This window comes from Streptomyces sp. NPDC091416, from assembly GCF_044756845.1.
Lineage (GTDB): Bacteria > Actinomycetota > Actinomycetes > Streptomycetales > Streptomycetaceae > Streptomyces.
Window position 1 is genome coordinate 475336 of the sequence record NZ_JBIVTU010000001.1, and the last position, 26845, is coordinate 502180.

The window sequence follows — 26845 nt, forward strand, 5'->3', positions numbered from 1 at the left end:
GCGCTTGCGCGCCCGGTTCCTCGACACCCGTCCGCTGCGCGGCAACCGGCCGTTCCGCGACCTGTGGATCGGCACCTCGGTCTCCCAACTCGGCGGCCAGACAGCCAATGTGGCGGTGCTGGCCCAGGTCTGGGATCTGACCGGAAGCCCCGTGGGCACCGGCGCCATCGGGCTGGCCACCGGACTGCCGATCATCCTGTTCGGGCTGCTCGGCGGCACCCTGGCCGACACCGTCGACCGCCGCTCCGTGGTGCGCGCCACCACCGCGGGCCAGCTGCTGGCCGCCGTGGGGCTGTGCGCGCAGGCCCTGGCGGACAACCGCAGCCTCCTGCTGCTGCTCGCCCTGGTCGCCGTGGGGACGAGCTGCGGCGCTCTCGGAGCTCCTGCCCGGCGTACCTTCCCGGTCCGGTTGTTGCCGGGCGACCAGGTCGCGGCCGGTCTCGCGCTGACGAACATCTCCTTCCAGACGGCGATGCTGGCCGGTCCCGCGTCGGCCGGACTGATCATCGCCCGCTGGGACTTCCCTGCGGCGTACGCGATCCAGGCCGCGGCCATGGCGGTCTCGATGGCGGCGGTGATCCGGCTGCCCGCCATGCGGTCCGACGGGACCGGCACGACGGGCGGCAGGCGTCGCCCGGAGCGCGGCGGTTGGCGGATCGTCCTCGGCCGCCCGACCCTGCGGGGCTCGCTGGCAACCGACCTGTCCGCCACGCTGCTGGCCATGCCCGTCGCACTCTTCCCGCTGGTCAACGAGGTGCGCTTCGGGGGGAACCCGCAGACCCTGGGCCTGTTCCTCTCGGCCGTCGCGGTCGGCGGGATCACGGCCGGTCTGCTGTCCGGCACGGTGACGCGGTGGCGCCGCGGTGGCCTGGTCCAGCTGGCGGCGGCCGGCGTCTGGGGACTGGCGCTGGCCGGTTTCGGACTGGCGGGGCCCTTGTGGGCGGCGCTCTGCTGCCTGGCCGTGGCGGGCGCCGCCGACACCGTGTCCGTCGTCACCCGCAGCGCCCTGGTCCAGCTGGAGACCCCGGACGCGTACCGGGGACGGGTCTCCTCGGTGGAGCATGTCATCGGTGTCGCCGGCCCCGAGCTCGGCAACTTCCGCGGTGGCCTGCTGGCGTCGGCCACCTCCGCCCCTCTCGCCCTGGCCGTCGGCGGGCTCTCCGCCACCCTGGCGATCGCCGCCGTGGCCGCGACCCACGCCCCGCTTCGCGGGTACCGCACCCCGTCCGCCGCGGCGAAGCCGGGCGGCGCTCCCGGGAAGCCGGACGGCCCTCCCCCGCAACCCGCCGCCTCCGAAGCCGCCGTGACGGCCGCCGGATGAACGCGAGCCCCCGCTCTCCGGGCCCCGCCTCCCGGTTGCGAGGCCCCCGGAAACGCGAACGGGTGCCGGGACGCTTCCGCGTCCCGGCACCCGTGCTCCCGGCTTCGCCGGAGGGTACTGCTCCTACTTGTCCGCGTTCTTCTCTTCCAGGGCGACGAGCGCGGGGTCGAGAACGACGTCCGGGCCGGTCTTCTCCGTGGTCGGCTCCTCCGGGAAGTGGCAGGCCGTCAGGTGGCCCTCACGGGCACCCGAGAGCTGCACCAGCGGAGGCTCCTCCGTCGCGCACTTGTCCTGCGCCTTCCAGCAGCGGGTCCGGAAGCGGCAGCCGGACGGCGGCATGATCGGCGACGGCACGTCGCCGAAGAGCCGGATTCGCTCCGTCTTGTCGGCGTCGAGGTCCGCGTTCGGCACCGCCGAGAGCAGCGCGTGCGTGTACGGGTGGCGCGGGGCGTTGTACAGGGAGTCGCGGTCGGCGACCTCCACCACCTTGCCGAGGTACATCACCGCGATGCGCTGCGAGAAGTGACGGACGATCGCGAGGTCGTGCGCGATGAACACGAACGCGATGTTCAGTTCGCGCTGAAGCTCCTGGAGCAGGTTGATGACCTGCGCCTGGATGGACACGTCGAGCGCCGAGACCGGCTCGTCCGCGATGATGATCTTGGGGTTGAGCGCGAGCGCGCGGGCAACACCGATGCGCTGACGCTGGCCCCCGGAGAACTCGTGCGGGAAGCGGTTGAAGTGCTCCGGGTTGAGCCCGACCGTCTCCAGCAGCTCCCGCACCCGTGCCTCACGGCCTCCGGGCGGGTTGATCCCGTTGACCTCCATCGGCCCCGAGATGATCGTCCCGACCGTCTGCCGCGGGTTCAGCGAGGCATACGGGTCCTGGAAGATCATCTGGATCTCGGACCGGATCGGCGCCATCTTCCTGCGGTTGGCGTGGGAGATGTCCTGGCCGTTGTAGGTGATCGTGCCGCTGGTCGGCTCCAGCAGCCGGGTCAGCAGCCGGCCCGTGGTCGACTTGCCGCAGCCCGACTCACCCACCAGACCGAGGGATTCGCCCGGGTACACGTCCAGCGTCACGCCGTCGACGGCCTGGACCGCGCCGACCTGCCGCTTGAAGGGAAATCCGCCGTAGATCGGGAAGTGCTTGGTCAGGCCCTTCACGCTCAGGAGCGGGTCCGAGCCATCCGGTTCCCGCTGCGCCTGAGCCGTCTCCGGACCGGCGGTGTTGCTCTTGTTCTCGCTCATGGTCATAGCCCCAGTTGCCGGTACATCAGCCCAGCCGGGGCTGAATCGTCTCGATGAAAACCTGCTGCTTCTGCTCGCCGGTGAGGTGGCAGGCGGAGCCGCGACCCTCCGGAAGCAGGGGTCGCTCGTTCAGGCAGCGGCCGCTCCCGTCGACGATGTCGACGAACGAGCACCTCGGATTGAACGCGCAGCCCGACGGCGGGTTCAGCAGGCTGGGCGGCGACCCCGGAATCGGCGTCAGTTCCGAACCCACGTCCTGGGAGAGCCGCGGCATCGAGCCGAGCAGGCCCCAGGTGTACGGGTGCTCCGGAGTCTTGAGCACCTCACGCACGGTGCCGCGCTCGACAGCCCGGCCCGCGTACATCACCAGCAGGTCGTCGACGGTGTTCGCGACGACGCCGAGGTCGTGGGTGATCAGGATGATCGCCGAACCGAACTCCTGCTGGAGGTCCTTGAGCAGATCGAGGATCTGCGCCTGGACGGTGACGTCCAGGGCCGTGGTCGGCTCGTCGGCGATCAGCAGTTCGGGGTTGCAGACCAGCGACATGGCGATCATCGCGCGCTGGCGCATACCGCCGGAGAACTGGTGCGGGAAGTCGTCGACCCGGTTCTTGGGGTCGGGGATCCCGACCTTGCCGAGCATTTCGATCGCCCGCGCACGCGCCTCCTTCTTGGAGGCACCCGTGTGCTTGATGTACGGCTCGGCGATCTGCCGGCCCACCGTGTAGTACGGCGAGAGCGCGGTCAGCGCGTCCTGGAAGATCATCGCCATCTTGTTGCCGCGGAGCGACTGGAGCTGCTTGTCAGAAGCGCCGGTGATCTCCTGGCCGTCCAGCACGATCTCGCCCGAGACCTCGGTGCTGCGCCGGTTGTGCAGCCCCAGGATGCTCAGGTTGGTCACCGACTTGCCGGAACCCGACTCGCCGACGATACCGAGCGTCTGCCCGCGCTCCAGGTCGAACGAGAGCCCGTCGACGGCCTTGACGATGCCGTCCTCGGTGGAGAAATGGACCTTGAGGTCCCGCACCGACAGGAAGGCTCCGGACGAGGAGGGTGCGGGCGAGTCCTCGGTCTTGGTGAGTGTGGTCACGGTCGTACTCCTAGGACAGACGCACGCGCGGATCGATGAACGCGTACGCGGCGTCCACGATGACGTTGAACAACAGGATGAAGGCGGCGCTGAAGATCAACACGCCCATGGTCAGCGGGAGGTCCTTGAGGACCACTGAGTCGCGGGCGAGGCGGCCGACTCCGGCGAGTCCGAAGGTGAGTTCGGTGACCATGGCGCCGCCGAAGAGCGCGCCCATGTCCATACCGATGATGGTGACGATCGGGATGAGCGAACCGCGCCAGGCGTAGCGGAAGAAGACGAAACGGCTCGTCATACCCTTCGCGCGGGCTGCCTTGACGTGCTCTTCCTGCAACTGCTCGATCATCGACGAGCGCGACATACGAGTGTACTGGGCCGTGAAGATGACCGACATGACGAGCCACGGGATCAGCAGACCCATGAACCAGCCGGTGAAGCTCTCCGTCAGCGGCACGTACTTGGGCTTGTCCAGCCATCCCGTGCTGTAGACGAAGATTCCGAGGACCACCGGGCCGAGGAAGTAGATCTGCAGGGAGCTCAGCACGAGCGAAGCCGAGCTGACGGTCTTGTCGACCTTCGTGCCCTTCTTCCAGGCGGCGAGCATGCCCAGACCCAGACCCACCACGAGGAAGACGACGAGTCCGCCGGCGGAGAGGGACAGCGTCAGCGGGAGACGGTCGATGATCGTGTCCCAGACCGGCTGGCCGCTGGCGAAGGAGACACCGAAGCAAGGAGCCGCGCAGTCGCCTATGGCCAGGTCACGGCCGGCGAAGATGCCGACCATGTAGTGCCAGAACTGGACCGCCACCGGCTCGTCCAGACCGAGGTTCGTGTGAATGACCTTCAGCGCGTCCGGGGTGCAGTTCTTTCCACATGCGAGCAGTGCGGGGTCCTGCGGGATGGCGAAGAACATGAAGTACGTGACGGCACTGATCAGGAAAAGTGTCAGGACTGCGCCGAGCGTCCGGCGAGTGAGGAATCGAAGCATGGCTGGTCGCTGCTCTCAGGACGGCGGCAATGAGGGGGACATCAGGAGAGGGCCTGACGTCCCGGGGGTGCGCGCTCCGCCGTGTGCGCACCCCCGGGATCGGCCTGTGCGGGTTGCTACTTCTTCAGGTACAGACGCGTGACGTCGACGTAGCTGGCGTCACTGGAGTACCGCAGACCACCGACGTTGGAGCCGAAGATCTGGAACACCTTGGTGAAGTAGATCGGGGCAGCCGGGTTGATGCGCTCCACGATGTCGTGGTGCAGCGCGGTCCATGCCTTCTGGGCCTCGGCCGGGTCCGTGATCTTCATGATGCGGGCGATCTCGGCGTTGACCTTGGGGTCGTTGATGTGCGAGTAGACGGAGGAACCGTCCTGCAGCTGGGTACCGTCGTACGACGGCGGGATGACGGTGGAAGCCGCCGGCCAGTCCTGGCCCCAACCGGTCATGTACAGGTCGAGACCGTTCTTGACCTTGCCGACCTGCTCGTACCAGGTGGAGGAGTCGATCTCCTTCTTGACGACCTTGAGACCGATCTCCTCAAGGCGCTTGGAGATCAGGACGGCCTGCTGCTGGCGGACCGGGGTGTTGCCGTAGGCGTAGATGACCTTCTTGCCCTCGGCGCCGGCTTCCTTGATGAGCTCCTTGGCCTTCGCCACGTCGCCGTTCGGCTTCTTCAGCTTGCCGAAGGGGTCGTAGCCCTTCTCGTAGCCCGGAACGGTCGGGGCCATCAGACCGGTCGCGGTCTCGCCGCCGTACGCGCCACCGTCGAGCTTGTAGAGCTGCGCGTTCGGCATCGCGTAGGTGATCGCGTCACGGACCTTCTTGTCCGTCATGCGGTCGAGGTTGAAGTTGAGCTGCCACACGTACGGGGCGTAGCCCTGGATCGTGCGCTTCATCGCGGCGGCGTCGCCGACGACCTTGCTCACCTGGTTGGTGGCGACCTGACCCGTGAACATCACGGCGTTCTTGGCCTCGCCACGGTCGGCCAGGAGGGTCTTGGTCTGGTCGTCGTCGTCGTGGTTGAACTCGATGTTGAAGCCGTCGACGTACTGGTGGCGGACCGAGTCGGTCGCCGCGTCCCAGTTCGTGTTCTTGACGAGCTTCATCGACTTGCCGGGCTTGAAGTCGGCGATCTTGTACGGGCCGGTCGAGACCGGGTCCGTGTCGTACTTCTCCTTGGTGTCCGTCTCCTTGGGCACCACGGAGTAGCCGGGCATCGCCAGCGCCTGGGCGAGGTCGGGCTGCGCGTCCTTGAACTTGAAGACGACCGTCTTCGCGTCCGGGGTCGCCAGGACCGAGTCCGGCAGGTGCTTGCCCTTGTACGGACCGTCCGGCAGCGCCTTGCGGTACGTGGTGCCGGCACCCGACAGCCAGTTCTGGATGTAGATCGGGCCGTCGGTGACGAACGGCGCGTACATGCGCTCGATCGTGTGACGGATGTCGGACGAGTCGATCACGTTGCCGTTCTCGTCCTTGAGGTTGTCCTTGAGCGTGTAAGTCCAGGTCTTACCGCCGTCGGTCACCTTGCCGGAGTCGGTGGCGAGGTCACCGACCACGGTGAGCTGGCCCTTGTCGTCCTCCTGGTACTGCGTCAGACCGCGCTGGAGCAGCCGGTCGAGCTGCTTGGCGTCGCTGACGTAGCTCTGGGCCGGGTCCAGGTGGGAGAAGTCGCCCTCCTGGTAGACCGTCATGGTGCCGCCGGGCTTGGCGCCGGGCACCTCGGCCGCAGGACCGTTGGACGCCTTGGCGTCGCCCATGATGACGGCCGAGGACTGCTTGGCAGCGTCTTCCTGGGTCTTCGTCTTGGCCTTGCTGTTGTTGTCGTTGTCGCTGCCGCCGCATGCGGTCAGCACCAACGAACCGGCTGCCACCGCGATGACCGCGGCGCGCATCTGGCGCGTACCAAAGATGCTCATGACGATGAGAACCTATCTGTCAGTAGTGATCCAACTGAGCTGCCTGGCGCGTCCGGCCCTGGCCGGCGTCCGGGTGACAGCTACCCCATCCGCGGGGGGACGGAAGCTTCAGCGTCCGGACTTGGGGTCGAACGCGTCTCGGACGGAGTCGCCGAGGAGGTTGAACGCCACCACGAAGACCACCATGGCGACACCCGGGAACAGCATGTAGACCGGGTCCTGCTCGTAGATGTCCGCGCCGATGGCGAACATCCGGCCCCAGTCCGGAGTGGGTTCGACGAAGCCGACACCCACGAAGGAGAGGAACGCCACGGAGAGAATCGTGGAGGGCAGCATCAGCGTGGCCTGAACCAGGACAGGCGTGATGATGTTGGGCATCAGTTCCTTGCGGATGATGCGCCCGGGAGATGCGCCCGAGATCCTCGCGGCCTCGATGAACTCCCGCTCGCGCAGGGTCAGCGTTTCCGCACGGATCAGCCGGGAGAGGCCCATCCATCCCAGGAACGACAGCACGATGATGATCGCGATGGCGCGCAGAGAGGTGGGGGTCTCCTCGTCGGGGCGGACGAACGCCGCGACGACGACCGGCATCGAGGCGATGAAGAACAGCTGGCTCGGGAAACCGAGCAGGAAGTCCGTCAGCCGGCCGACCCAGTAGTCGATCTTGCCGCCGAAGTAACCGCCCACGAGGCCCATGAACACACCGATCGTCACCATCACGAGGGTGGCGGCGAGGGCGGTGTAGATCGAGGTGCGCATGCCGTAGACGAGCTGCATGAACACATCGCGGCCGAGGTTCGGCTCGATGCCGAACCAGTGGTCGGCGGACATGCCGCCCGCCCCGCCCGTCGGCATGTTGAACTCGTCGAGGAGGTCAAGGTTGTCCTGCCCGTAAAGGGTGTAGGCATCCTTGCCGTAAAGCATCGAGATCACGGGTGCGAGGATCGCCACCGCGAAGAAGAACAGGACGATGCACGCGGATATGACCCCGGTGCGGTCCCTCTTGAAGCGACGCCACATCAGCTGCCCGGGAGAGAGACCCGCGGCCTTCTTGGCCTCCGGTCCACCGGACTCCGGCTCGCTCCCGGACGCCGGGAGCGCTGACGCCTCGGCGTCATCGATCTGCACAGGACTTGTCACGGTCGGTCGACCCCCATCGGGATCAGCGTCGCGCACACGACCCAGTTGGTGCTTATGGCACCACGCATGGGTTCCTCCTCAAGAGTCCACTTGTTCACCGCAGGAGAGACACCGACTTCCGCCGCCATCTCTGACGCCTGATCGGTACACCCAGCGTGCTCGTGAGTCGGCACCCTGCCAGTGCGCGCCTCATTGACCCGAGCTCAACTGAGCCAACTATTGAGCACAACCGGGCTGTAAACCACACTTAAAGGGTCTCGGTTTGACAACATAGGGAAGCCTTGAATGGCCGAAATTCGGACAAAGGGATCCTAGACAGACACACCCGAAACGGACTGTTAACACGTGGTCCGGTGAACGGCGCCCGATATCCGGACGTCTGCCGAAAGAAAACAGCTTGCGTGGCTCGGCCCGGCGGTCCATGCCCGGCGCCGTCCCGGGACGCGGGAACGGGGTCGCCCGACGGGTGGCTTCCCCCCGCGTCCGCGACCGCCTCCCCCGCGCGCCCGAGGCCTCCCCCGGAGCGCGTTTCGGGTTATTTCCGGCCTTGGTCCCGCGCGCCGGACGCCGGGCGCCCGGAGACCGCCCCGGAGGGCCTCCGGGCGGGTTCCAGGGACGCTGCGGGCCGCGGCGGGGAACCGCTTCGCCCGGCGGTGCGGGGAGAACGGGAACCGCGCACGGGAAAGGCCCGGTTCCGCGCAGTCGCGGAACCGGGCCTTTCTCGCGCGATCAGCGCTTGGCGCGCGAGGCGGAGCGGCCGCGCTCCTTCTGGTCCAGGACGACCTTGCGGATACGCACGGTCTCCGGGGTGACCTCGATGCACTCGTCGTCGCGGCAGAACTCCAGCGACTGCTCGAGCGACAGCTTGCGGGCGGGCACCACGTTCTCCGTGGTGTCCGCGGAAGCCGCACGCATGTTGGTGAGCTTCTTCTCCTTGGTGATGTTCACGTCCATGTCGTCGGCGCGCGAGTTCTCGCCGATGATCATGCCCTCGTAGACCTCGGTGCCGGCCTCCGTGAAGATGACACCGCGCTCCTGGAGGTTGACCATCGCGAACGGCGTCACGACGCCCGAACGGTCCGCCACCAGCGAGCCGTTGTGACGGGTGCGCAGCTCGCCGAACCACGGCTCGTGGCCCTCGAACAGGGAGTGCGCGATGCCCGTGCCGCGGGTCTGGGTCAGGAACTCCGTACGGAAGCCGATGAGGCCGCGGGACGGGACGATCCACTCCATGCGGACCCAGCCCGAACCGTGGTTCGTCATCGTCTCCATGCGGCCCTTGCGGGTCGCCATGAGCTGCGTGATGGAGCCGAGGTGCTCCTCCGGCGAGTCGATCGTCATGCGCTCGATCGGCTCGTGGGTCTTGCCGTCGACCTGCTTGGTGACGACCTCCGGCTTGCCGACGGTCAGCTCGAAGCCCTCGCGGCGCATGGTCTCGACCAGGATGGCCAGGGCGAGCTCGCCGCGGCCCTGGACCTCCCACGCGTCGGGACGCTCGGTTTCCAGCACGCGGAGCGAGACGTTACCGATGAGCTCGCGGTCGAGGCGGTCCTTGATCTGGCGCGCGGTGACCTTGTGGCCCTTGCCGCCCTTGCCGACGAGCGGCGAGGTGTTGGCACCGATGGTCATCGAGATGGCGGGCTCGTCGACCGTGATCAGCGGGAGCGCGATCGGGTTCTCGGTGTCGGCCAGGGTCTCGCCGATCATGATGTCCGGGATACCGGCGATCGCGCAGATGTCGCCCGGGCCCGCCTTCTCGGCGGGCTTGCGGGTGAGCGCCTCGGTCATCAGCAGCTCGGTGATGCGGACGTTGGACTGCGTGCCGTCACGCTTGATCCAGGTGACCGTCTGGCCCTTGCGCAGCTCGCCCTGCTCGACGCGGCACAGCGCGATACGGCCGAGGAAGTTGTCGGCGTCCAGGTTGGTGACGTGCGCCTGGAGCGGGGCGTCCTCGTCGTACTCGGGGGCCGGGACCGCGGAGAGGATGGTGCTGAAGAACGGCTCCAGGCTGTCGCTGTCCGGCGGGACGGTGCCGTCCTCCGGCTTGGTCAGCGAGGCGACGCCGTCACGGGCGCAGGCGTAGACGATCGGGAACTCGATCTGGTCCTCGTCGGCGTCCAGGTCCAGGAAGAGGTCGTACGTCTCGTCGATGACCTCGGCGATCCGGGAGTCCGGCCGGTCCGTCTTGTTGATGCAGAGGATGACCGGCAGCTTGGCCGTCAGCGCCTTGCGCAGCACGAAGCGGGTCTGCGGCAGCGGGCCCTCGGAGGCGTCGACCAGCAGCACGACCGCGTCGACCATCGACAGGCCTCGCTCGACCTCACCGCCGAAGTCGGCGTGGCCGGGGGTGTCGATGATGTTGATCGTGATGACGTCGCCGCCATCCTTGGGGTGGTACTTCACGGCCGTGTTCTTGGCCAGGATCGTGATGCCCTTCTCACGCTCCAGGTCGTTCGAGTCCATCATGCGTTCGTCGAGGTTCTCGGCGGCGTGCGCGGCGAAGGCGCCGGCCTGCCTGAGCATGGCGTCGACCAGCGTGGTCTTGCCGTGGTCGACGTGGGCGACGATGGCTACGTTACGGATGTCGTGGCGCGTGGGCATGGGTGGCTTGCGCTTCTCTCGGATCGGGGATTCAGGCGTCTTAGTCGGTCTTGAGTCCTCGTACGCCCGCCGGGCGGACGCGCCACGGCTAGTCCCATGGTACGGGGCGGGCGCGCCTCCGGCTTCCCGGGCAAGTCCTACCGGCCACGAGGCAGCGGGCGCACCGCGTCCGGAGTGAAGCGGTGGACCCGCGTCCGCTTGATGTTTCCGCCTCCGTGATCAGGTCTTCCGCCGGAATTCACCGGTGGTCGTGAACACGGTCCCCCGGGCGGACGACGCGGACGCGGGGCCGGAACAACTCCGGAGGTGGGGCTCCGGGGCTGCGGCTCCTCGGCGGGGGCTCGGAGCGGGCCTCCACTGCGCGGTCCTCGGGGTTGGGGCCCTTCGGCCGACGGTGGAGTGGTCGGGGTCACCCGGGTCAACAGGTACGCACAGCCTTGCCCGCCGACCGTCCGGCGGGCAAGGGAATTGAGCCAGTTCTGAGCTTTCGGTCCGGCGCTGACCTGCTCTTTCGTCGGGCCGGCCGGCTACTTCGTCCGGTTGGCCGGGGCGCCGGCGGACTGCGGCTTCTTGAAACCGATGTCCTGGTAGTGCGGCACCCCGAAGCCGAAGGCGCCGACGTTCACGAGCTTCTTGTCCGTGGCGACCAGCTGCGGGCGCTGGTAGAGAGGAATCGATCCTGCGGCGGCCCAGATCCGGGCGTCCGCCTGCTTCATCAGGGACCGGGACGTCTTCTCGTCGAGCTCCGAGACCGCCTCGTCGAAGAGCTGGTCGATGTGGTCCGTGCCGACGCGGGAGTAGTTCTGCTCGACCAGCAGCGAGCCGTCGGTGGCCGGTACCGGCTTGGCGAAAATCGGGCGGTTGTCCGTGGCCGGGTAGGCGGTGGCGGGCCAGGAGTACAGCGCCAGGTCGTAGTCCCCGGAGGCGACGTGGTCCCGGAAGTAGCTGTCGTCGGAGACCTTGGTGATCTCGGTACGGATCCCGATGGTGTCCAGCATCGCCGCGATCTTGTCGCCGACGCTGCGCAGGGACTCGGAGCCGGGGCCCGACGGCAGGACGAACCGCAGCGACAGCGCCTTCCCGTCCTTGCCCAGCGGGCCTCGGGCGGCGTCGGGAGCCTGCACCGGGGCTGCGGTACCGACCGGGGCGTAGGCGCCGGCCGCTCCGCCGGGCTGCCGGTCCTGGGCGGTGATCCGGACGGGGGCGTCCTCGGAGGCGCCCGTCTCGCCCAGATGCCCGGCCTGGCGCAGCAGGGCGGCGCTCTGCACGGCGGCGGCGGGGGCGGGCGCGATGACGTGGGTGGCCGCGCCCTCGGCCTCGCCGGGCTTGTTGTCGTCGCCGACGATGTACAGGCCGTCGTCCTTGGCGGGCTCGCTCCCGGCGGCGTCGTCGGTCTTGCCGTCGTCCTTCGCGCTCGGCGCCTTCTCCTCCTTCTTCCCCTCCTTCTCTTCCTTCTCGGCGGCCTTCTCCTCGCCGGCCTTCGCGGCCTTCTCCTCCTCCCCCTTCTTCTCGCCGCTGTCCTCCTGCTTCTCGCCCTCGCTGCCCGCCTTGGTGCCGTCCGTCTTCTTGAGAGCGCCCTCGCGCGTCCAGCCGGCGTCGGCCAGCAGCGCCTGCGCCTCCTTGGTGTCCTGGCTGCCGAGCGCGTCGCTGCCGTCCTTGTACGCGGGCTGCCCGGCGAGGGCCAGGTGGCTGCCTGGGGGTTCGGCCGGCAGGCCGAGCGGCTTGAGCACCGTGTCGGCGAGCTCCTGGCGGTCCAGGGCGCGGGCCACCGCCCGGCGTACCCGGGCGTCGGCGAGCGGCCCGCTCTCACCGTTCAGCGCGAGCTGGGTGTAGGCGGGTTCCAGGGACTTGCGGACCGCGTATCCGCGCAGGTCGCTCTGGACGGCGGCGTACGCCTTCGCGGCCGCGGCCTTCTCATCCCGGGCCTCCTGCGCCTCCTCGGCCACCTCCTCGTCGGAGCCGTGGGCCAGTGCCCAGGACCGCAGTGCCTGGGCCGGGGTGATCTCGGAGCCCGGGCCGTGGGCGGGCGGTGCGCCGTTGCCGCCGGTGTCCCGGGCGGCCTGGACGATGCGGTTCGCGGTCGCCGCGTCGATGTCGGCGACGTCGACCTTTCCCTCGGTCAGCGCCTCCGTGCGGTCCTGCGGCTCGACCGCCCTGAAGACCAGCGAGTCGAGCTTGGCGGTCCTGCCCCACCAGCGCGGGTTGCGGGCCAGCGTGACGGAACCCGTCTCCTGGTCCACCTCGCGCAGCCGGAACGGTCCCGCGGTCGCCTTGAGCGTGGAGCGTGCGCCGTCGTTGAAGGCGTCCGGGGAGCCCGTCACCTGCTTCGGGTACAGCGGGGAGAAGAGGGAGCGCCAGTCCGCGTACGGCTTGGCGAAGGTGACCTTGACCTCCAGGTCGTCGGCGCCGCGCTCGATCTTGTCGATGCGTTCGTACCCGGCGTTGCGGGCCGTCCAGAAGGCGGAGTCCTTGCCGCTCAGCGCGCGCCACTGGGCGACGAAGTCCGGTGCGCCGATCTCCCGGCCGTCGCTCCAGACCGCCTGCTGGTTCAGCCGGTAGAGCACGACCTGCTTCGGCTCGGTCTCGACGACCTTCGCGGATTCCAGGTAGTCCGGATTGAGCTGCGGCCGGCCCTTGGCGTCCAGCGGGAACAGGGTCGGCAGCAGGGCTCCGGTGATCCGGGTGGTGGCGCCGTCGGCGTCGGCCTGGAAGGCGTTGAGGGTGGCGGGCATCGCGTCGATGGCCCAGTTGACCGTGCCGCCGTCCGCCACCTGGGCGCGGGACGCGGACGCGATGTCCTGCGGGGTGACGACGGTACTGGTGGCCTCGTCGCCGCCCGAGCTGCAGCCGGCGAGGACGGGGAGGGTGAGCACCCCGGTGGTGAACAGTGCGAGCGAGCGGCGCTTTCGGGATGTCCCGCGCGGGACGCCGACGTGGGACATGACTGATACCTCCGGGGACGGCCCGGCCCACCGTTACCCGAATGAGCCGGATTCTGCGTGTTTCGTGGCATTTGCAGTTGATCACACTGGTTCCGCCCGTCCACTGAAAGCGCCCACGCGCGGGAGACCGCGCAGACACGGCGCAGCGGGCCCGAACCTCACCCGAGCGGCGGAGCGCCGGTCCTGGCCGGAACCCGCTGTCCGAAGGCATCGTCCCGCCCACGCCCCGCAAGACAGGGCCGCCCGCTCTCTTCCCAACGGGGATGTGACGCGCGACACTCGCATGCGCATGAGCATGGCCACCCGCGACTGCGGAAGTGAGATCAAGTCATGTCACTGCACGACGAATTGACGGCTGTTCAGCACTGTCTCGACGACCTGGTCCGCACCGTCGGACGGCTGGAGCGGAGCCTTGCGCAACTGCGCGAGGCGGCCACCGCCCTGGACCCGCCCGGCCCGGCCGCCCACGCCGCACCCGTCGACGGCGTCATCACGATCACCGAGGCGCCGTACGACGCCACCCTGTGGACGGACTCGGACGACGAGGGTCTGGGCGTCCCCGGCAGGCACGCCCCGTAGGGCGCAGCCGACAAACCCAGGAGAGTTCCTTGGCCACCGGTACGGAAACAGGAACGGATTCAGGAACAGGCCCCGGGCCCCGCCCCACGGACGGGCCGGCCCGGACGACAGGGGTGCACCACCCCACGCGGGCCGCCATCGCCGCCCGGCACCTGCGGACCGACCGCTGGTGGCTGGCGCCCGCGGTGACGGCGGCCGGGCTGCTCGCCTTCATCGTCTACTCGACGTGGCGGGCGTTCTCGAACGCGGACTACTACGCCGCGCCCTATGTCTCGCCGTTCTACTCGCCCTGCCTGGCGGACAACTGCGCCCCCATGCGGAGCGGCCCGAACTGGGAGATCCTCGGCGGCTGGTGGGGCCTGTCCCCCGCCCTGCTGATCCTGATCTTCCCGCTCGGCTTCCGGCTGACCTGCTACTACTACCGCAAGGCCTACTACCGGGGCTTCTGGGCCTCGCCCCCGGCCTGCGCGGTCGCCGAGCCGCACCGGAAGTACAGCGGCGAGACCCGCTTCCCGCTGATCATGCAGAACATCCACCGGTACTTCTTCTACGCGGCGGTGCCGGTCGCCGGGATCCTCACGTACGACACCGTGCTCACCTTCCGCGACGAGCACTACGCCTGGGGCCACATGGGCCTGGGCTCACTGATCTTCCTGGTCAACATCGCCCTGATCTGGGCGTACACCCTGTCCTGCCACTCCTGCCGGCACATCATCGGCGGCCGGCTGCGGCACTTCTCCAAGCACCCCGTGCGCTACCGGCTGTGGGGCTGGGTGGGCCGGCTCAACGCCCGTCACATGCTGCTCGCCTGGGCCTCGCTGATCAGCGTGGCGGCGTGCGACTTCTATGTGTACCTGGTCGCCTCCGGCGCCTTCGACGATCCGAGGTTTTTCTGAATGACTGAGCTCGAACGACAGCAGTGGGACGTCGTCGTGGTCGGTGCCGGAGGCGCCGGGCTGCGCGCCGCCATCGAGGCCCGCGAGCGCGGGGCCCGTACGGCCGTCATCTGCAAATCGCTCTTCGGCAAGGCGCACACGGTCATGGCGGAGGGCGGTATCGCCGCCTCCATGGGCAATGTGAACTCCGGGGACAACTGGCAGGTGCACTTCCGCGACACGATGCGCGGCGGGAAGTTCCTCAACCAGTGGCGGATGGCGGAACTGCACGCCAAGGAGGCGCCCGACCGGGTCTGGGAGCTGGAGACCTGGGGCGCGCTCTTCGACCGCACCCCCGAGGGAAAGATCTCGCAGCGCAACTTCGGCGGCCACGAGTACCCGCGCCTGGCCCATGTCGGGGACCGTACCGGCCTCGAACTGATCCGCACCCTCCAGCAGAAGATCGTCTCGCTCCAGCAGGAGGACGAGCGCGAGTCCGGTGACCCGGAGGCACGTCTGAAGGTCTTCCAGGAGTGCACGGTGACGCGCGTCCTGAAGGACGGGGACCGCGTCTCCGGGACCTTCTGCTACGAGCGCGAGAGCGGCCGCTTCTTCGTGCTGGAGGCGCCCGCGGTCGTCCTCGCCACCGGCGGGATCGGCAAGTCCTTCAAGGTGACGTCGAACTCCTGGGAGTACACCGGCGACGGCCACGCACTCGCGCTGCTGGCCGGCGCACCCCTGCTGAACATGGAGTTCGTGCAGTTCCATCCCACCGGCATGGTCTGGCCGCCCTCCGTCAAGGGCATCCTCGTCACCGAGTCGGTGCGCGGGGACGGCGGTGTGCTGCGCAACTCCGAGGGCAAGCGGTTCATGTTCGACTACGTCCCCGACGTGTTCAAGGAGAAGTACGCGCAGTCGGAGGAGGAGGGCGACCGCTGGTACGAGGACCCGGACCACAACCGCCGCCCGCCCGAGCTGCTGCCGCGCGACGAGGTCGCCCGCGCCATCAACGCGGAGGTGAAGGCCGGCCGCGGCACGCCGCACGGCGGGGTGTTCCTGGACGTGTCGACCCGGATGCCGGCGGAACGGATCCGGCGCCGGCTGCCGTCGATGTACCACCAGTTCAAGGAGCTGGCGGACGTCGACATCACGGCCGAGGCGATGGAGGTCGGCCCGACCTGCCACTACGTGATGGGCGGCATAGCCGTCGACTCCGACACCGCGGCGGCCCTGGACGTGCCCGGCCTGTTCGCGGCCGGCGAGGTCGCGGGCGGCATGCACGGCTCCAACCGGCTCGGCGGGAACTCCCTCTCCGACCTGCTGGTCTTCGGCCGGCGGGCGGGGCTGCACGCGGCCGGGTACGCCGCTTCCGCCGACGCCCTGCCGGTCGTGGACGAGGCGCAGATCGACGCCGCCGCCGCGGAGGCCCTGCGTCCGTTCAGCGCGGAGGAGCTCGCCGGGGGTGCGCCGACGGAGAATCCGTACACCCTGCACCAGGAACTGCAGCAGACGATGAACGACCTGGTCGGCATCATCCGGCGGGCCCCCGAGATGGAGAAGGCCCTGGAGAAGCTGGCCGGACTGCGCGAACGGGCCCGGCGCGCCGGGGTCGAGGGGCACCGGCAGTTCAACCCCGGCTGGCACCTGGCCCTGGACCTGCGGAACATGCTGCTGGTCAGCGAGTGCATCGCACGGGCGGCCCTGGAGCGCACCGAGAGCCGCGGCGGCCACACCCGCGAGGACTGCCCGGTGATGGAACGGTCCTGGCGCCCGGTCAACCTCCTGTGCCGGCCCGTGGACGAGCGGGACGCCGCGAGCGGCCGGATCGATCTCGTACGCAAGGTGACCGAACCCATCCGTCCGGACCTGCTCTCCCTCTTCGAGAAGGAGGAGCTGGTCAAGTACCTCGCCGATGAGGAGCTCGAAGAGTGAGCAGCTACGACGCACGGTTCAGGGTGTGGCGCGGGGACGCCGGAGGCGGCGGCCTGGAGGACTTCGAGGTCGAGGTCAACGACGGCGAGGTCGTCCTCGACCTCATCCACCGCATCCAGGCCACCCAGGCGGGCGATCTGGCGGTGCGGTGGAACTGCAAGGCGGGCAAGTGCGGTTCGTGCAGCGCGGAGATCAACGGCCGGCCGCGGCTGATGTGCATGACGCGGATGTCGGTCTTCGATCCCGGTGAGACGATCACGGTCACTCCGCTGCGGGCCTTCCCCGTGGTGCGTGACCTGGTGACGGACGTGTCGTTCAACTACACCAAGGCGCGCGAGATACCGGCCTTCGTCCCGCCGGAGGGCGTGGAGCCGGGCGAGTACCGGATGCAGCAGGTCGATGTGGACCGCTCGCAGGAGTTCCGCAAGTGCATCGAGTGCTTCCTGTGCCAGGACACCTGTCATGTGGTGCGCGACCACGAGGAGAACAAGACGGCCTTCGCCGGACCGCGCTTCCTGATGCGGGTCGCCGAGCTGGACATGCATCCCCTGGACGCCGCCGCCGAGTCCGGTCTCGACCGGAAGGCGACGGCGCAGGAGGAGCACGGGCTCGGGCTCTGCAACATCACGAAGTGCTGTACGGAGGTGTGCCCCGAGCACATCAAGATCACCGACAACGCGCTGATCCCGCTGAAGGAGCGGGCGGTGGACCGGAAGTACGACCCGCTGGTGTGGCTGGGGAACAAGATCCGTCGGCGGGAGGCGAACTGAGGCCCTGAAGGCCTCAGGGCCTTCAGCCGAGCAGCTTGACGATCGCGTCGGTGGTGTCGCTCTCGCCGAGGCGGGGGAAGATCCGCTCGACGCTGTTGTCGTGGGCCTCCGCGCTCATGTCGGTCATCGCGTCCGTGGCGAGCGTGACGTGGTAGCCGTGCTCGTGCGCCGCGCGGGCGGTCGACTCGACGCCGATGCTGGTCGCGATGCCGGCCACCACGACCTGCGTGACGCCGCCGCGGCGCAGCCGGAGGTCGAGGTCGGTGCCGTAGAAGGCGCCCCACTGCTGCTTGGTGACGACGATGTCGCCGTCGGCCGGGCCGAGTTCGGGCACGATCTCTGCCCAGTCGGCGGCCGGCTTCCCGGACCGTGCGGGACCCTCCGTACGCCCGGGCGCTCCGCCGGTCACACGGACCAGGACGACCGGGAGGCCCTTGGCGCGGAACGCGTCGGCGAGGGTCGCGGCGCGGGCGACGATCTCGGTGGCGGGGTGGGCGGTCGGCAGGCCGACGATGCCCTTCTGGAGGTCGACGACGATCAACGCGGTCTTCGGGTCGAGGACGGTGGCGCTCATGGTGGTGGTGCTCCTTGGTCAGGTGGTGCTTGAGGGGGGAGTTGGGTCAGGTACGGCCGCGCAAGGCGCGGTCGGTGACGGTGAGGACGACGAGCAGGACGCCCAGGACCGCGGCCACCGCGGCCATCAGGTGGAGACCGTGGTCACCCGCCGACTGCCCGTAGGCGAGCGCGATCAGGCTGGACGCGGTGATGGCCCCTATGTACTGCGCGGTGCGCTGGAGGCCGGCGGCGGAGCCGATGGACTCGGGCGGGGCGTAGGCCTGGACGGCCGCCTGGTTGCTCGTGCCGATGAGCCCCTGGGGGATGCCGAAGCAGGCGCCGGCCAGCAGCAGGACGGCGACCGGGGTGTCCTGGTCGAGGAGGAACAGCAGCCCGGACCCTGCGGTGAGCAGCACACAGGCCAGGACGAGAGGCCCTCGGATGCCCTTCGTACGCGCGCCGAGCAGCGAACAGACCAGTGCGGCGAGGGACATCGGGAGCATCAGCAGGCCGGTGTGCCCGGACGAGTAGCCACGGGCCTCCTCCAGCCACTGCGTGTATCCGTACATCACCACGTAGATCAGCAGATAGCTGACCCCGTGCCGCAGGTACGTACGCGACAGCGCGGCGTTCGCCGCGAGCATCCGCAGGTCGATGAACGGCTCGGGGCGACGCAACTGCCACTGCACCAGGGCGCCGGCCAGCAGAACGAACGGCGCGAGCAGCCACCACACCGGGTGGGCCAGATCGAGCAGGAAGAAGACCAGCACGGTCAGGGCCGTGGTGAAGAGGCCGATGCCGAGCGGGTCCAGCCCCAGCCGGGGCATGCGGCCGTCGGCTCCCCGCCCGCGCGGCGGGTCGGCCGGGATCCAGAGCAGTGCGGCCCCCAGGGCCACCAGGGCGACGGGTACGTTCACGGCGAAGATCCCGCGCCAGCCGACGGCCATGACCAGCAGTCCGCCGAGCGTGGGCCCGACGGCCGCGCTGCCGAGCGCGGCGAAGGAGAGCCGGGCCAGCACCGGACGCGGAGTGGCCCGGCCGATGCGGGCGGACTCGTCGCGCAGCACCGCCATGGCGGCCGGGTAGGCGGCCGACGTACCGATGCCGAGCAGCAGCCGGGACACGATCAGCCATCCGAAGCCGGGCGCCACCGTCCCGACGACGCCGGACGCGATGACGACGACGAGGCCGGCGAGGAAGACGCGTCGCGGCCCGAGGACGTCGGCGAGTCTGCCCAGGACCGGCTGGGCGACGGCGCTCGCGAGGTAGAGGACCGAGATCAGCCAGGCGGTGTCGGCCGCGCCGATGCCGAAGTGGTGCCCGATCGCCACCAGCGCGGTCGAGATCATGGTCGTGTTGAGCGGGTTGAGCAGTGAGCCGAGGAGCAGCGGTGCCGTGAGCCGGGTGCTGAAGCCGGGGCCGGGCGCCGTCTCCCGGTCCGGGCGTGCGGGCCGGACGGGTGTCACGGTGCGGGCGTCCGGACGGGTCATGAACCGACCAGGCGCTCGATGAGGACCGCGGCCTCGGCGACGGTGCGCCGCTCGGCCCCGTCCAGTTCGGCGGCGACGGCCTCGGCGAGCCAGTTGCGCTTCGCGGCCCGGACCCCGGCGAGGGTGGTGCGGCCGGCGTCCGTCGCCGACACGACCGACTTGCGCCCGTCGGCCGGATCGGGCGCCCGCTCGACGAGTCCTTGCTCCTCCAGGGCGCCCAGGGTCAGACGCATGGACTGGGGGCGCACGAACTCGGCACGGGCCAGATCGGCCGTGGTGGCCGGGCCCCCGTCCTCCAGCCGGGCCAGCACCGAACGCTGGGTCGGCGTCAGCAGACTCTCCGACGACGAGGAGCGCAGCCGTCGCAGCAGCCTGCCGACGACGGAGGCGAGCTGCTGCGCCACCTCTTCCGCGGTCGGGTCGGCGGGCCTGGTTCCGGACGGTTGCGTCATACGTCCACCGTAAAAGATGTACAGGGCATCTTGCAAGGTTGCCTGTCGATTCCTGGATGGCCTTGCCCGTTCCCGGCCCGCGATCTAGGGTGAATGCGCTTTCAAAACGTGTACGCCGACATCTCTGCCGGCACGCGTCAGCACAGAGAAGAAGCGGACGGTCGGTCGAGTGAGCGCCCCAACGGTGTACGACGTCGCGGAACGGTCGGGTGTTTCCATCGCCACGGTTTCGCGGGTCTACCGCACCCCGGATTCCGTACGCGCCCAGACCCGCGAGCGGGTCCTGGAGGCGGCGCGCGAGCTCGGATACGTACCGAGCGGCAACGCGCGAGGACTGGCGAGCCGCACCACCGGCGTGCTCGGCCTGTGCTTCCCCGACTACGCCGACCCGGACGCCGAGGCCGACGCCGAGGCGGACAGCGACGCCGACGACGCCGTGATGCTGTACTCCGACCAGATCATCCGCGGCATGGAGCGCGCGGCCCGGCGGCACGGGTACGCGCTGCTGATCGCGGCGTCGCTGGAGGGCGGCCCGGAGAGCCTCGTCGCGAAGGTCGCGGGGCGGGTCGACGGGTTCGCCGTCCTGGCGCAGACCGTGCCGACCGAGGACCTCGAAGTGATATCGCGCCGGCTGCCGGTGGTCATGCTCGCCGGACCGCGCGAGATCGACCACCTGGACCACATCGTCGTCGCCAACGCCGACGGCGAGCGCGAACTGACCCGCCACCTGATCGAGGACCACGGCCTGCGCCGGCTGGTCTTCGTCGGGGGCGACACCGACTCACCGGACGCGCAGGCCCGCTTCCGCGGCTTCCAGGAGGCCTGCCGGGAGGCCGGCCTGCCGGTACCGGACGAGCCGGCCCTGCGGACGACGATGATGAAGCAGGCCGAGGGGGCGCTGGCGGCCGAGGCGTTGCTGGACCGGGGCGGGGAGCGGCCCGAGGCGATGCTGTTCGCCAACGACCAGATGGCGGTGGGCGCCCTGCGCGCCCTGGCGCGGCGCGGGGTGCGGGTGCCTCAGGACATGGCGGTGACCGGCTTCGACGGGATCCCGCTCGGCCGGATCGTCCAGCCGTCGCTGACGACGGTGCGCCAGCCGATCCGCCGGCTCGGCGAGCAGGCGGTCGAGCTGCTGGTCCAGCGCCTGAACAACACCGGCCGCGAGCCGGTGTCGCTCACCCTCCCGGTCTCCGTGATCCGCCGGACCAGCTGCGGCTGCTGACCGTACGGACCGGCCTCAGGCCATCCGCTTCCCGAAGAACGCCTGCCGCGCCGCCACCAGCCCGGCCACCTCCTGCTCCAGCCCGTCGTACGTGAAGTGTCCGGCCGGCAGCACCAGCAGATCCCGCTCCCCCGCGAGTGCGTTGTGCACGGCGAACTGGCCCGGCGGCGGCACGGACGGGTCGAACAGCGCCGCGGCCACCAGCGTCGGCCGCGCCACGAACCCCGCGGCCGTCGCGGCGTCGAAGTACCGCAGCACCTCCACGACCTCGGGGTGTTCGCGGTGGTACCCGCGCACGGACTCGCCACTGCCCGCGCAGGGCAGCGTGAGCCGCAGCGGGTGGTTCCCGAACGTGGGCACCGTCAGCTGCGCCGCCGCGAACCGGTCGTCCCACGGCAGGGCCAGCGCCCCGAGCCCGCCGCCGAAGCTCTCCCCGAGAAGGCCCAGCCGGGACGGCCCGGCGAGCTCCGGCACCAGTTCCGCGAGCGCCGAGGCCGCGCACCACAGGTCCGCCACGCAGTCGCCGATGACGTAGGTGTCGCGCGACTCGATGCCGTGCAGCACGTGCTGCGCGGAGACGTCGGGGATGCCCGCCACGAGGCCGCGCGAGCCCATCCCCCGTACGCACGGCAGGATCGCGGCCGACGAGGGCAGCGGCAGCGGTACATCGGGACCCGGCTCCTGCCTGCCTCCGTACCCGTGCCCGATGACGAACCCGTGGCGTACCGGCTCCGCCTCCACCGGCAGGGCCAGCCAGCCGCCCAGGCGGACCCCGCCCACCGAGGTGTACGTCACTCCGTGGATCCGCACGCCGTCGCGCTCGTCCTCGACGGGGCCTATCTCGGGGTCCGTCGCGACCTTGCGGGCCGCCTCGTACCGCGCCCGCCAGAAGTCCGCGAAGTCGTCGGGAGCGGGCGGCGCGGGCACGGCCGTCAGCTCGTCGAGGGTGTGCCCGTAGGCCGGATCGAACGGGAAGTCGTGCACGTACGAAGTCATGATCGCGAGAATATCGCCGCCCGCCGCCCGGACCGGACGCCGTCCAGCCCTGGAACCAAGCATGCGGAATCGGTCACATCATCACCTTTTCCACAAACGGCCCGCTTACCGTTCCAAATTGAACATTCGGATGTCCGGCGCGTTGCACGAGTGTGACCAAGCACCCTCTTGCGGATTCCCGAATCTCTGCCGCAGAGTGATGTATGCGCTTACAGGCAGCGCATACATTCGGATTGCTCAAGGAGGAGCCCTCCATGTCCCGCATCGCCAGAACCGCCTCCACCGGCATCGGTATCGCTGTCGTGCTCTCCCTCGGCCTCACCGCGTGCGGCAGCTCCGGTGGCGAGGACGTCGCCGCGGACAGCAAGCAGACGCTCACCGTCTGGGCCATGGGGGCCGAGGGCGAGAAGCTCGCGGACGTGGCCAAGGTGTACGAGAAGGCCAACCCGAACATCACCGTCAAGGTGACCCCGGTCGGCTGGGACGTCGCCCACCAGAAGCTCGTCTCCGCGGCCGCCGCCGGCACCATGCCGGACGTGGCGCAGATGGGCGGAAGCTACATGGGCGAGTTCTCCGAGCTCGGCGTCCTGGAACCGGTCGACACCAAGATCTTCCAGAAGAAGGACTTCTTCCCGGCCGGCTGGAAGCAGGGCGAGGTCGACGGCCAGGCGTACGGCGTGCCGTGGTACGTCGACACCCGCGTCCTCTACTACCGCACCGACCTGGCCGAGAAGGCCGGCATCACCAAGGCTCCGACGGACTGGAAGGAGATGCAGGCCCTCGCGACCGCCTACCAGAAGAAGGCGGACACCAAGTGGGGCCTGTCCATCCAGCCCAGCGGCCTGGACACGGTGCAGAACTTCTACTCCTTCCTGTACTCGGCCGGCGGCGAGATCGTCAACGACAAGGGCGAGGCCGTCATCGACAGCCCCGCGGCCGTCAGGGCGCTCAAGGAGTACGGCTCGTACTTCGACAAGGGGCTCTCGAACAAGTCCGTGCAGCCCGGCTACGACGTCGTGAAGGACTTCGGCAACGGCCGCGTCCCGATGTTCTTCGGCGGCCCCTGGCACGTCACCCTCCTGAACGAGGGCCAGCCGCAGATCAAGGGCAAGTGGGCGGTCGCCGCCGTCCCCGCCGACAAGTCCTCCACCTCGATGGCCGGCGGCTCGTCCCTGGTGATCTCCAAGGACAGCGAGCACAAGGCCGCGGCCACCGAGTTCATCAAGTACCTGACGGACACCAAGGGCCAGGCCGACTGGTACGAGCGCACCAAGGACCTGCCGGCCAACACCGCCGCCTGGACCTCGGGCGACCTCGCCGACGACGCCGATCTGCAGATCTTCAAGAAGCAGATGGACACCGCCAAGTCCTCCCCCTCGCTCCCCAACCTGAGCGAGATCACCGACAAGGTCGACCAGGCCATAGCGAAGGTGACCCAGGGCAAGGCCTCCGCCGAGGACGCGCTGAAGACCGCGCAGTCCGAGATCGAAGGCCTCGTGAAGTAGGAGCCATGAGCACCACGACCGGAAAGGCCGCACAGCCGGCCAAGGTGCAGGCCGGGCCGGGGACCACCACGTCCCCGGCCGCCGGGCCGAAGGGTTCGCGAAGCCGCAGGAAGCCCTCGATGGGTGTGCAGAACATGGCCGGCTGGCTGTTCTCCACCCCCTTCCTGGTGCTCTTCCTCGTCTTCATGGCCGTCCCGATCATCGCCACGCTGGTGATGAGCTTCACGGACTTCGGGCTGCGCAACGTGACGCATCCGCTGGACGCGAACTTCATCGGCTTCGAGAACTACACCAAGCTGTTCGGCGACGAGAAGTTCCTCAAGTCGCTGTTCAACACGGCGTACTTCGTGGTCATCGGCGTGCCGCTGACGATCTTCCTCGGACTGGTCGTCGCCGTCCTGCTGAACAACGGCATCGACCGGGCCCGGACCTTCTTCCGCGTCGGCTTCTACGCCCCGGTCGTCACCACCATCGTCGCGGTCGCCGTCGTCTGGCGCTTCGTCCTCGATCCGAGCGACGGTCTCGTCGCGGGCCTCTTCTCCGAAGTGGGCCTCACCGCGCCGGACTTCCTCGGCTCCGAGAAGCTCGCCATGCCCTCGATGATCGCGATGGCCGTCTGGCGGAACCTGGGCACGGTCATGGTGCTCTTCATCGCCGGTCTGCAGGCCATCCCCACCGAGGTGCGGGAGGCGGCGCGGCTGGACGGCGCGAACATCTGGCAGGAGTTCAAGGGCATCACGGTCCCGCTGCTGCGGCCCACGCTGCTCTACGCCACGGTGATCACCACCATCGGCTACCTCAACGTCTTCGAGGAACCCTTCGTGATGACGCAGGGCGGCCCCTCGGACTCGACGCTCACCGTCTCGCTGAACATGTACCGCGAGGGCTTCAACTTCTTCCACATGGGCTATGCGAGCGCCATGGCGTATGTCCTCTTCGTAGTGATCATGGGCATCACGGTGCTGCAGCTCCGACTGCTGAAGGACAACACGAAATGAGCGCCACCAGTGCACCGGGCGCCGTCTCGACGGCGCCGTCGAAGAAGTCCGGGGACGCCGGGCAGCCCGGCGGGAAGAAGCGGCCGCGGTCCCTGAAGCGGGTCCTCGTCTACGTCCTGCTGTCGCTCGGCCTGCTGGTCATGTCGGCGCCGTTCCTGTGGATGGCCCTGTCCGCGTTCAAGACGACGAGCGAGCTGACCGCGAGCCCGCCGGTCTGGATCCCGACCGAGTGGACCCTGGACAACTTCCGGGACCTGCTCGACAAGCTCGACCTGCCGCTCTACTTCATGAACTCGGTGATCGTGGCGGTGCTGGTCACCGTCTCGAACCTGGTGTTCTGCTCGATGCTCGGGTACGCCCTGGCCAAGCTGAGGTTCGCCGGCCGGAACAAGATCTTCGGGCTGGTGCTCGGCGCCCTCATGGTGCCCGGCAACCTGATGCTGCTGCCGCTGTTCGTGCTGATGAGCAAGATGGGCCTCATCGACTCGTACGCCGGTCTGGTGCTGCCGTTCGCGGCGGGCGCCTTCGGGGTCTTCCTGATGCGGCAGTTCATGCAGTCGATCCCGGACGAGCTGCTGGAAGCGGCCCGGATGGACGGCGCCGGCGAGTGGTACATCTTCTGGCGGATCGTGATGCCGCTGGTCAAGCCCGCGCTGGCAACGCTGTCGATCTTCACGTTCCTGGGTTCCTGGAACAACTTCGTCTGGCCGCTCATCGCGACCAACGACCCCGACAAGTACACCCTCCCGGTCGCCCTGGCGACGTTCGCGACCGACCCGAACAAGTCGGGCGGCTCCAACGGCATGCTGATGGCCGGATCCTTCCTGATCGTGCTGCCGGTCCTGGTCGTGTTCATCGCGCTCCAGCGGCACTTCACCCAGGGCATCGCCACAGCGGGCATGAAGTAGCCCCGGCCCCACCGACACGTACGAGGCCGCGCCCCTCACATCCCGCGGCCACCCCCTTCACGCACCAGAAAGACAGTCTGCGATGACGCACACCCAGGTCCCGTTCCCCGAAGGCTTCCTGTGGGGCGCCTCCACGGCCGCCCACCAGATCGAGGGCAACAACACCAACAGCGACTGGTGGGTCAAGGAGCACACCGCGGGCACCCACATCCAGGAGCCCAGCCTCGACGCATCCGACAGCTACCACCGCTGGCACGAGGACATGGACGTGCTGGCCGGACTGGGCTTCACCGACTACCGGTTCTCCATCGAGTGGGCCCGCATCGAGCCCGCCGAGGGCCGGTTCTCCCGGGCCGAGCTCGCGCACTACCGCAGGATGGTCGAGGGCGCCATCGAGCGCGGACTGCGCCCCATGGTCACCCTGCACCACTTCACCGTGCCCCAGTGGTTCGAGGCCCGCGGCGGCTTCACCGCCGAGGGCGCGACCGAGCTGTTCGCCCGCTACGTCGCGGCCTGCGCACCGGTCATCGCCGAAGGCGTCAGCCACGTCTGCACCATCAACGAGCCGAACATGATCGCCGTCATGGCGGGCCAGGCCAAGCGCGGCGACATCGGCTTCCCGCCCGCCGGTCTGCCGACCCCGGACGACGAGACCACCGTGGCCGTGATCGCCGCCCACCACGCGGCCGTCAAGGAGGTCAAGGCGATCAACGCCGACATCCAGGTCGGCTGGACCATCGCCAACCAGGTCTACCAGGCCCTGCCCGGCGCCGAGGACGTCACCGCGGCCTACCGCCACCCCCGCGAGGACGTCTTCATCGAGGCCGCCCGCGGCGACGACTGGATCGGCGTGCAGTCCTACACCCGGACGAAGATCGGCACGGACGGCCCCATCCCCACCGCGGACGACGTCGAGCGCACCCTCACGCAGTGGGAGTACTACCCCTCCGCCGTCGGGTACGCGCTGCGCCACACCGCCGATGTCGTGGGCCACGACATGCCGCTGATCGTCACCGAGAACGGCATCGCCACCGATGTCGACAGCCGCCGGATCGACTACTACACCGGTGCGCTGAACGAGGTCGCCTCCGCCCTGGAGGACGGCCTCAACATCCAGGGCTACCTGGCCTGGAGCGCGCTCGACAACTACGAGTGGGGCTCCTACGCGCCCACCTTCGGCCTCATCGGCTGGAACCCGGAGACGTTCGAGCGGCTGCCGAAGCCGTCCGCCGTCTGGCTCGGCGAGATGGGCCGCACCCGCACCCTGCCGCGCGACGCCGGCTGACCCCGGCCCTTCGACCGGGAGCTCCT

General features: G+C 69.3%; 21 protein-coding genes. 10 read left to right on the plus strand and 11 right to left on the minus strand.

All coding sequences use genetic code 11. The annotated features are described in order from the left end of the window. The first annotated feature begins 4 nt into the window (after positions 1–4). On the plus strand, positions 5–1321 hold the full coding sequence (locus ACIQMX_RS01905) for an MFS transporter (RefSeq protein ID WP_402474377.1): 1317 nt from the start codon (positions 5–7) through the stop codon (positions 1319–1321). A gap of 123 nt (positions 1322–1444) precedes the next feature. Here the strand turns inward: ACIQMX_RS01905 and ACIQMX_RS01910 are convergent, their stop codons facing one another. From ACIQMX_RS01910 to ACIQMX_RS01940, 7 genes are all read right to left on the minus strand, one after another. Beyond that, positions 1445–2572 carry a dipeptide ABC transporter ATP-binding protein gene (locus ACIQMX_RS01910; protein WP_363066607.1) on the minus strand — a complete coding sequence of 376 codons (1128 nt, stop codon included), beginning with the start codon at positions 2570–2572 and terminating at the stop codon, positions 1445–1447. A gap of 25 nt (positions 2573–2597) precedes the next feature. Next, positions 2598–3662, minus strand: a complete 1065-nt coding sequence (locus tag ACIQMX_RS01915) for an ABC transporter ATP-binding protein (protein WP_363066608.1) — start codon at positions 3660–3662, stop codon at positions 2598–2600. Positions 3663–3672: 10 nt separating this feature from the next. Beyond that, positions 3673–4650 (minus strand): ABC transporter permease, encoded by a 978-nt coding sequence (locus ACIQMX_RS01920; RefSeq protein WP_363066609.1) that lies wholly within the window; start codon positions 4648–4650, stop codon positions 3673–3675. Between the two features lie 116 nt (positions 4651–4766). Next, on the minus strand, positions 4767–6569 hold the full coding sequence (locus tag ACIQMX_RS01925; protein WP_363066610.1) for an ABC transporter substrate-binding protein: 1803 nt from the start codon (positions 6567–6569) through the stop codon (positions 4767–4769). Positions 6570–6677: 108 nt separating this feature from the next. Then, a complete protein-coding gene (locus ACIQMX_RS01930; RefSeq protein WP_363066611.1) occupies positions 6678–7709 on the minus strand; it encodes an ABC transporter permease in 1032 nt (343 codons plus the stop codon). Between the two features lie 729 nt (positions 7710–8438). Continuing rightward, a complete protein-coding gene (gene typA / locus ACIQMX_RS01935; RefSeq protein WP_363066612.1) occupies positions 8439–10310 on the minus strand; it encodes a translational GTPase TypA in 1872 nt (623 codons plus the stop codon). 527 nt (positions 10311–10837) lie between these two features. Beyond that, a complete protein-coding gene (locus ACIQMX_RS01940; RefSeq protein ID WP_402474380.1) occupies positions 10838–13252 on the minus strand; it encodes an ABC transporter family substrate-binding protein in 2415 nt (804 codons plus the stop codon). A 330-nt stretch (positions 13253–13582) separates the two neighbouring features. On the opposite strand from ACIQMX_RS01940, the gene ACIQMX_RS01945 reads away from it, so the two are divergent. Genes ACIQMX_RS01945 through ACIQMX_RS01960 form a run of 4 tightly spaced genes read left to right on the plus strand, consistent with a single transcriptional unit; the run spans position 13583 to position 17408 of the window. Continuing rightward, entirely contained in the window at positions 13583–13831 is a 249-nt protein-coding gene (locus ACIQMX_RS01945; RefSeq protein WP_363066614.1) for a hypothetical protein, read from the plus strand. 29 nt (positions 13832–13860) lie between these two features. Continuing rightward, a complete protein-coding gene (locus tag ACIQMX_RS01950; RefSeq protein WP_402474382.1) occupies positions 13861–14727 on the plus strand; it encodes a hypothetical protein in 867 nt (288 codons plus the stop codon). Beyond that, complete coding sequence (locus ACIQMX_RS01955) at positions 14728–16638, plus strand: fumarate reductase/succinate dehydrogenase flavoprotein subunit (protein WP_402474384.1); 1911 nt, start codon at positions 14728–14730, stop codon at positions 16636–16638. Next, positions 16635–17408 (plus strand): succinate dehydrogenase/fumarate reductase iron-sulfur subunit, encoded by a 774-nt coding sequence (locus ACIQMX_RS01960; RefSeq protein ID WP_363066617.1) that lies wholly within the window; start codon positions 16635–16637, stop codon positions 17406–17408. Before ACIQMX_RS01955 ends, ACIQMX_RS01960 begins: the two co-directional genes overlap by 4 nt. Positions 17409–17430: 22 nt before the next feature. On the opposite strand, the gene ACIQMX_RS01965 is transcribed toward ACIQMX_RS01960, so the two are convergent. From ACIQMX_RS01965 to ACIQMX_RS01975, 3 genes are read right to left on the minus strand one after another with little or no spacing between them, the layout of a single operon-like run. Continuing rightward, entirely contained in the window at positions 17431–17982 is a 552-nt protein-coding gene (locus ACIQMX_RS01965) for an isochorismatase family protein (RefSeq protein WP_402474385.1), read from the minus strand. Between the two features lie 46 nt (positions 17983–18028). Continuing rightward, on the minus strand, positions 18029–19453 hold the full coding sequence (locus ACIQMX_RS01970) for an MFS transporter (protein WP_402474387.1): 1425 nt from the start codon (positions 19451–19453) through the stop codon (positions 18029–18031). Then, on the minus strand, positions 19450–19905 hold the full coding sequence (locus ACIQMX_RS01975) for a MarR family winged helix-turn-helix transcriptional regulator (protein ID WP_402474389.1): 456 nt from the start codon (positions 19903–19905) through the stop codon (positions 19450–19452). Before ACIQMX_RS01975 ends, ACIQMX_RS01970 begins: the two co-directional genes overlap by 4 nt. Before the next feature lie 169 nt (positions 19906–20074). Between ACIQMX_RS01975 and ACIQMX_RS01980 the strand changes: the two genes are divergently transcribed. Then, positions 20075–21127, plus strand: a complete 1053-nt coding sequence (locus ACIQMX_RS01980) for a LacI family DNA-binding transcriptional regulator (protein WP_363066621.1) — start codon at positions 20075–20077, stop codon at positions 21125–21127. A 15-nt stretch (positions 21128–21142) separates the two neighbouring features. Here ACIQMX_RS01980 and ACIQMX_RS01985 read toward each other — a convergent pair whose 3' ends face one another. After that, positions 21143–22123, minus strand: a complete 981-nt coding sequence (locus tag ACIQMX_RS01985) for an acetylxylan esterase (protein ID WP_363066622.1) — start codon at positions 22121–22123, stop codon at positions 21143–21145. 254 nt (positions 22124–22377) lie between these two features. Between ACIQMX_RS01985 and ACIQMX_RS01990 the strand changes: the two genes are divergently transcribed. The 4 genes from ACIQMX_RS01990 to ACIQMX_RS02005 all read left to right on the plus strand — a co-directional run bounded on the left by ACIQMX_RS01990 (position 22378) and on the right by ACIQMX_RS02005 (position 26819). Further along, positions 22378–23628: a sugar ABC transporter substrate-binding protein gene (locus ACIQMX_RS01990; protein ID WP_363066623.1), complete on the plus strand. Its 1251-nt coding sequence runs from the start codon at positions 22378–22380 to the stop codon at positions 23626–23628. A gap of 5 nt (positions 23629–23633) precedes the next feature. Continuing rightward, positions 23634–24626: a carbohydrate ABC transporter permease gene (locus ACIQMX_RS01995; protein WP_402474390.1), complete on the plus strand. Its 993-nt coding sequence runs from the start codon at positions 23634–23636 to the stop codon at positions 24624–24626. Further along, entirely contained in the window at positions 24623–25534 is a 912-nt protein-coding gene (locus ACIQMX_RS02000; RefSeq protein WP_363066625.1) for a carbohydrate ABC transporter permease, read from the plus strand. Before ACIQMX_RS01995 ends, ACIQMX_RS02000 begins: the two co-directional genes overlap by 4 nt. A gap of 82 nt (positions 25535–25616) precedes the next feature. Continuing rightward, positions 25617–26819, plus strand: coding sequence for a glycoside hydrolase family 1 protein (locus ACIQMX_RS02005; RefSeq protein ID WP_402474391.1), 1203 nt, complete (start codon positions 25617–25619; stop codon positions 26817–26819). The last annotated feature ends 26 nt before the right edge of the window (positions 26820–26845 follow it).